This window comes from Frankia sp. CgKIO3 (assembly GCF_977946435.1).
Window position 1 is genome coordinate 1 of record NZ_CDWTMO010000211.1, and the last position, 5,841, is coordinate 5,841.

At 70.5% G+C, this 5,841-nt stretch carries 4 protein-coding genes; 1 reads left to right on the top strand and 3 read right to left on the bottom strand.

Annotated features, from left to right (window positions below):
- Positions 1-17: 17 nt before the first annotated feature.
- Positions 18-1,265 carry a glycosyltransferase 87 family protein gene (locus AC08OJ_RS18035; RefSeq protein WP_476596349.1) on the bottom strand — a complete coding sequence of 416 codons (1,248 nt, stop codon included), beginning with the start codon at positions 1,263-1,265 and terminating at the stop codon, positions 18-20.
- A gap of 379 nt (positions 1,266-1,644) precedes the next feature.
- Between AC08OJ_RS18035 and mptB the strand changes: the two genes are divergently transcribed.
- A complete protein-coding gene (gene mptB / locus AC08OJ_RS18040) occupies positions 1,645-3,225 on the top strand; it encodes a polyprenol phosphomannose-dependent alpha 1,6 mannosyltransferase MptB (RefSeq protein ID WP_476594403.1) in 1,581 nt (526 codons plus the stop codon).
- A 31-nt stretch (positions 3,226-3,256) separates the two neighbouring features.
- Here mptB and AC08OJ_RS18045 read toward each other — a convergent pair whose 3' ends face one another.
- Together AC08OJ_RS18045 and AC08OJ_RS18050 are read right to left on the bottom strand one after the other, a co-directional pair.
- Complete coding sequence (locus AC08OJ_RS18045; protein WP_476594404.1) at positions 3,257-3,730, bottom strand: VOC family protein; 474 nt, start codon at positions 3,728-3,730, stop codon at positions 3,257-3,259.
- An 84-nt stretch (positions 3,731-3,814) separates the two neighbouring features.
- Positions 3,815-5,404, bottom strand: a complete 1,590-nt coding sequence (locus tag AC08OJ_RS18050; RefSeq protein WP_476596350.1) for an FMN-binding glutamate synthase family protein — start codon at positions 5,402-5,404, stop codon at positions 3,815-3,817.
- Between the last annotated feature and the right edge of the window lie 437 nt (positions 5,405-5,841).

The window sequence follows — 5,841 nt, forward strand, 5'->3', positions numbered from 1 at the left end:
AGTCCCCCCTAGCCCCCCTAGGCCCTGACGCCCCGGCGCACCAGGTCCGGATGTCGCATTCCCCATGATCGGCGGTACAGGTCCCGGCGGCCGGCGACGCGCGCCAAGGTGACCAAGAGCACGACACCGGCGATCACGTAAGCGTTCGTGAGGAGGATGGTCGGGTCGCGGTGGTGCGGCCAGTTCTGATCGTGGGGCGTGATCCACCAGACGGGGGAGGCCACGAACAACACGTAGCCGGCGAGCGCCGCTCCGACGTACCGGTGTGAGGCTCGGCCGTTGGTGCCGTTGGTGCCGTTGGTGCCGTTGGTGGCGAGCCAGAGCAGCGTCGGCACCGCCCACACCCAGTGGTGACTCCACGAGATCGGCGAGACCAGCAGTCCGGTGACCGCGCAGGCGAGCAGGCCCGCGACGGGCTCCCCGCGCCGGTGCAGCCGCACCGCGAGCGCCAGCCCGGTGACGGCGACGGCGGCCACCATCAGCCGGTGGATCTGGACTACCGACGCGCCGTCTCCCCAGATCCGGGTCATCGCGCCGTACAGCGACTGGTTGCCGGCGTACGTGACCGAGCCGATCCGGCCCGGATCCGCGAACACCCCGCCCCAGTAGGCGCGGGACGCCGCGGGTGCCAGCGCGAATGCCACGGCATGGGCCGCGAGAAACGTCCCCACCGCTCCGATCGCCACCCGGCGCCGGCCGGCCAGCCACAGGTAGGCCACGAAGATCAACGGAGTCAGTTTCACCGCCGCGGCGAGACCTGTGAGAGCACCCGGTGGCAATCGGGTGAACGGTGTGGACCGTCGCCCGGGCCCGGCATCGAGCCAGACCGCCAGCATCAGCAGGATGTTGACCTGCCCGAAGATGATGGTGCTGCGAACCGGTTCCGTCGCGAGCGCCGCCACCAGCAGCAGCGGCGGCGCCCAGCGCGAGCCCAGTGCCCGCCTGGCCCCGGCGGCCCGCGCGGTGCCGGTCGGCGGGATGAGCCAGGCCCGCAGCCTGGACAGCAGCAGGATGAGTGCCGCGACGGTCAGCGCGGCCCAGACGACCTCGGCCAGCCCCAGTGGGATGGCGGCGAACGGCGTGAACAGCACCGCCGCGATCGGCGGGTAGGTGAAGGGCAGGCCGGCCGCCGTACGCACCTGGTAAAGGGCGGGCCCGTCCCAGACGGCCTGCCCACCCAGCCGGTAGACAGCGAAGTCGGTCTGCGGCTGCGGTGCGATCATCACCGTGAGCACCACCAGCGCGGCGGCGACGCCCGTGGTCACGACGGGCGCCGTCGGTCGCGCCGAGGCGACCGGCACCGGTCCCGGGCCTGCCGTCTCCCCGTCGGGGCAGGCGGTACCGGTTGCCGGGCGCATGGTTCTCGCTTGCCGCATGCGTTCGGCATAGCACCCCGAGGCGGTCCGCCAGCTGGGAGCCCGGCAGCCACCATCAGCCGTTCATCCCGGCGCCATCCGCCGGTGGCCGTCGGCGCTGAGGCAGGACACCGCGGGCCGAGGCAGGACACCGCGGGCCGAGGCAGGACACCGCGGGCCGGGCCGGTGCCCGTGGGCTCCGACATCCTTACAGGACAGGTATTGTTCACCGGGTGGTCCCGGGCGCGCCGCCTGTTGGCGAGGTAGAAACGTCAGGCTTTGTACCGGAATGGACAAGATAGAGGACACCGCGCCGCACGGAACCGCCCGACCGGGCGATCCTGGTCGACGCCGTTCGTCGTGCATCGGTGGGGGCGTTGGCGGACGCCTCGACGGAGGCGCCGTCCTGCTTGCGGGATGTGGGACCGCCGGATCGGTGCTGGTGGTGCTGGTAGCGGGGCGACTGGCCCTGCAGCCCGGAGTCGTGACCCCGTCACGCTGGTTCGGGCTGCTCGACCCGGTGCCGCTCGACCGCCCCTCTCCGCTACCCGCTTTTATGATCATTGGGGTGGCGCTGCTCGTCGGCGCATGGTTCCGGTTGTGCCAGCGCGCGCACCAGGGCGACCTGTCGGTCCCGCGGATAGGCCTCATCATCGGCTGCTGGGCCGTTCCGGTGCTGCTCGGCCCGCCGATCCTTAGCCTCGACGTCTACTGCTACACCGCGCAGGGGACGATGCTCGCCGCCGGGCTCGACCCCTACGCCACCGGGCCCACCGCGCTCGGCGCCCGCCCCGTCCTGCTGGCCGTCGATCCGATCTGGAGATCAGCACTGTCGCCCTACGGGCCGGTCGCCCTCGGCTACTTCCGGCTGGTGAATGCGCTTGCGGGCGGTGACGTCCTGCGCGCGGTCGTGCTGCACCGGGTCGTCGCGGGGGCGAGCGTCGTCGTGATGGCGGTGTGCGTGGTGCGGGTGTCCTCCGTGGCGCGCCGGCCCTGGGCGCTGGCGTTCTGCGCGGGTAGTCCGATCGTGCTGCTGCAGCTCGTCGGCGCGATCCATCTCGAGGCCATCCTGCTGGCGCTGCTCGTCGGCGGTCTGACGGCGGTGTACCGCGGCAGGCCGGTACTCGGTCTCGTCCTCATCACCGCGGCCGCGCTGGTGAAGTGGCCCGCGGCCTTGGTCGTCGTGGTGGTGCTGGTCTGGCGGTCGGTCAGGGCAGTGAGTGCCGCTACCGCGGCCTCGGTCGGATCGGGTCGGCGTGCGGCCCAGCTCCGTCGCGTCGGTGCCGTCGCTGGGCGGGACCTCGCCGTCGTGGCGAGCGTCGTCGTGGTGCTGTCGAGTCTGGTACCCGACGGCTTCGGATGGCTGCGCGCCGCGTGGACACCGGCCGCCGGACTGACCCTCTACGCCCCGACCACCTGCCTCGCCGATTTTCTGTCCGTCCTGGCGAGGATGGCCGGATCGGCGATGCGCTTCGAGGATCTGGTGGGACCCACCCGGGCCGCGGGTGTGGCCGTCGCCGCCGGGATCTTCGTCTGGCTGCTGGTGACCGTCCGCGACCGTGAACCGCATGCCACCGCCGGGCTGGCACTACTCAGCCTGGCCCTGCTCGGACCCGTTCTCTACCCCTGGTATCTCACCTGGGGCGCCGTGCTCCTCGGCCTGACCGGGCAGGCGCCGCGACGGGTGCTCGGGGCGGTCACCGTGGTCGGCTCGTTCCTGGCCCTGCCGCACTGCGAGCTGTTGTTCATCGATCATCCGCAGGTTGCTCCCTGGTTCGTCCGGCAGGGGCCGATCGTCCTGCTCCTCGGCTTGACCTGCGGCATCGCCGTGGCCCTGGCTGCCCGGCGTCGTCCTACCAGCGTGCCCTGAGCGCGGCGCCCGTTCCGTCCGTCGCCGGGTCTCACGCCTCGTCGGCGGCCCGGCGCAGCTCCTCGATGTCGAGCTTCGACATCTTCAGCATCGCCTGCATCGCCCGCTGGGACCGGCCCGGGTCGGGATCGTCAAGGAGCTCGGGCAGGGCCGTGGGCACGATCTGCCAGGACAGCCCGTACCGGTCCTTGATCCACCCACAGGGTCCTGCCTCGCCACCGTCGGTCAGCCGGTCCCAGTACTCGTCGATCTCGGCCTGGGAACCGCAGCCGACCTGCAGCGAGATCCCCTCCGAGAAGGTGACCTCGGGTCCGCCGTTCAGCGCGACGTACTCCTGACCATCCAGTTCAAACCGGACGGTCATGACCGTACCCTCGGGACGGGGCCCGGCCGGGCCGTAGCGGGTGATGTCGACGATCCGCGAGTTCGGGAAGATCGACGTGTAGAATGTGGCTGCCTCCTCGCCCTGAGTATCGAACCACAGACATGGCGTGATTGCTGGCATCCTCCGGCCCTTCCTGTCTGTATGAGAAGCGCGCGGCCATTTCCCGCACGAGCTTTTCCCGAAGAGCGTCGTGGTACCCCTGGATCAGGGGCGAAAGCGGTCCGGGTCGGCCGCGGCCCAGTCCGCCGCCCAGTCCGCCGGCGGCTCGGCGAGCAGTTCCCCGGGTTCGAGCCACTCGTACAGCTCGGCGTAGCTGCGGGTGTCGGTGTGGGTGACCCGGCGCATCAGCATCCCCGGGTGCAGCTGTTCGGGACCGGCGCAGCCCAGCGAAGCGATCACCTGCACCGCCTGGGCCACCGTGGCCTGTTGGTAGCGGCGTACCCGCTCGCCCTTGTCAGCGACGTCCACCGCGCGGGCGCGGCGCGGATCCTGGGTGGCCACCCCGACCGGGCAGGTGTTGGTGTGACAGCGTTGCGCCTGGATGCAGCCGACCGCCATCATCATCGCGCGGGCCGCATTGGTATAGTTGGCGCCCTGGGCGAGCCGTTTGACGATGTCCACCCCGGTGGCGATCTTGCCGCTCACCCCGATCCGGACCCGGTCCCGCAGGCCGACGCCAACGAGTGCGTTGTGCACCGTCATCAGGCCCTCGGTGAGCGGAGTGCCGACGTGGTCCTCGTACTCCAGCGGCGCGGCGCCGGTGCCGCCCTCACCTCCGTCGACGACGATGAAGTCGGGGGTGATCCCCTCCGCCAGTATCGCCCGGCAGATCGCGAGCAGTTCCCGCCGGGACCCCATACACAGTTTGAATCCCGTGGGCTTGCCGCCCGCGAGCTCCCGCATCCGGGCGATGAACAGCACCAGTTCCCGCGGAGTTGAGAAGACCCGGTGTCCCGGCGGGCTGACACAGGTCACCTCAGCCGGGACACCGCGGGCCCGCGCGATTTCGGCGCTGACCTTCGCCGCGGGCAGGATGCCGCCGAGGCCGGGCTTGGCGCCCTGGCTCAGCTTCAGCTCGATCATCCGGACCGAGGGAAGAGCTGCCTTGTCCTTGAACAGCGCCGGGTCGAAGTCGCCGTCCGCCGTGCGGGCACCGAAGTAGCCGCTGCCGATCTCCCAGACGAGGTCGGCGTGGTAGCGCAGATGATGCTCGGTGAGACCGCCCTCCCCGGTGTCGTGAGCGAAACCGCCCGCCGCCGCGCCGCGGTTCATCGCGAGCACGGCGTTGCCCGACAACGCTCCGAAGCTCATCGCCGAGATGTTGAGCAGCGCCATGTCATACGGCCGGGTGCAGTCCGGGCCGCCGATGCGCACCCGGGGCGACGGGGTGCCCGGCGCAACCGCCAGTGGCACCGTCGAATGCAGCAGGTACTCGTAGCCGACCGCGTTGACATCGCGCTCGGTGCCGAACGCCTGGTCGCTGTGGATGCCCTTCGCTCGTTCGTAGATGCTCGTCCGGATGTCGCGGTCGAACGGGCGGCCGTCGTAGTTGCGTTCGATGAAGTACTGCTGGATCTCCGGCCGGATGGACTCCAGTATGAAGCGGAGGTGGCCGAACACCGGGTAGTTCCGCAGGATTGCGTGCCGGCGTTGCGTGACGTCGTGGACGGCCAGGGCGAGCAGGGCGCCGGACACGGCGGCGGCCCCCCACCAGCCCGCCGACCACCACAGCCCGGCGGCGATCGCCGTCGCCATGAGCCCCGCCAGGGCCGGCACTATCCCGAACGAGAACATCGCGATCGCGATCCTTCCCTGCGCCGGCCGTGCGCAGGCTGTGCGCGGGCCGCGGCCGGCGGAACCCGGCCGATCTGCCTGGACTCATCGGGTCCGGCGCCTTCGACGCTATACGCCGGACGGTTCACGGAGTGTTCCACGGCCGTGCCGCGGCCGCGGGGACACGCAATGGGCGGGGACCCGCAATGGCGAGCGGGCCGTCGGTGAACAGGGTGACTCCCTGCTCACAACAACTTTCACAGTACTCCGGAATGTCCGCCTCTTTCCCTGGGGGCATCGGACGGATAGTCGCCGCCGCGTTCGTCATCCTCCACATCGAGCACAACAGGACGACCTGCCTGCACAGCGCAACGGCCCGTTACGCGGAAAGGCTTGGCGCTTTGGGATCGTCATTAAATAAGTTGATCATTTGATCTGTGTTTAGGGTTCCCCTGTGA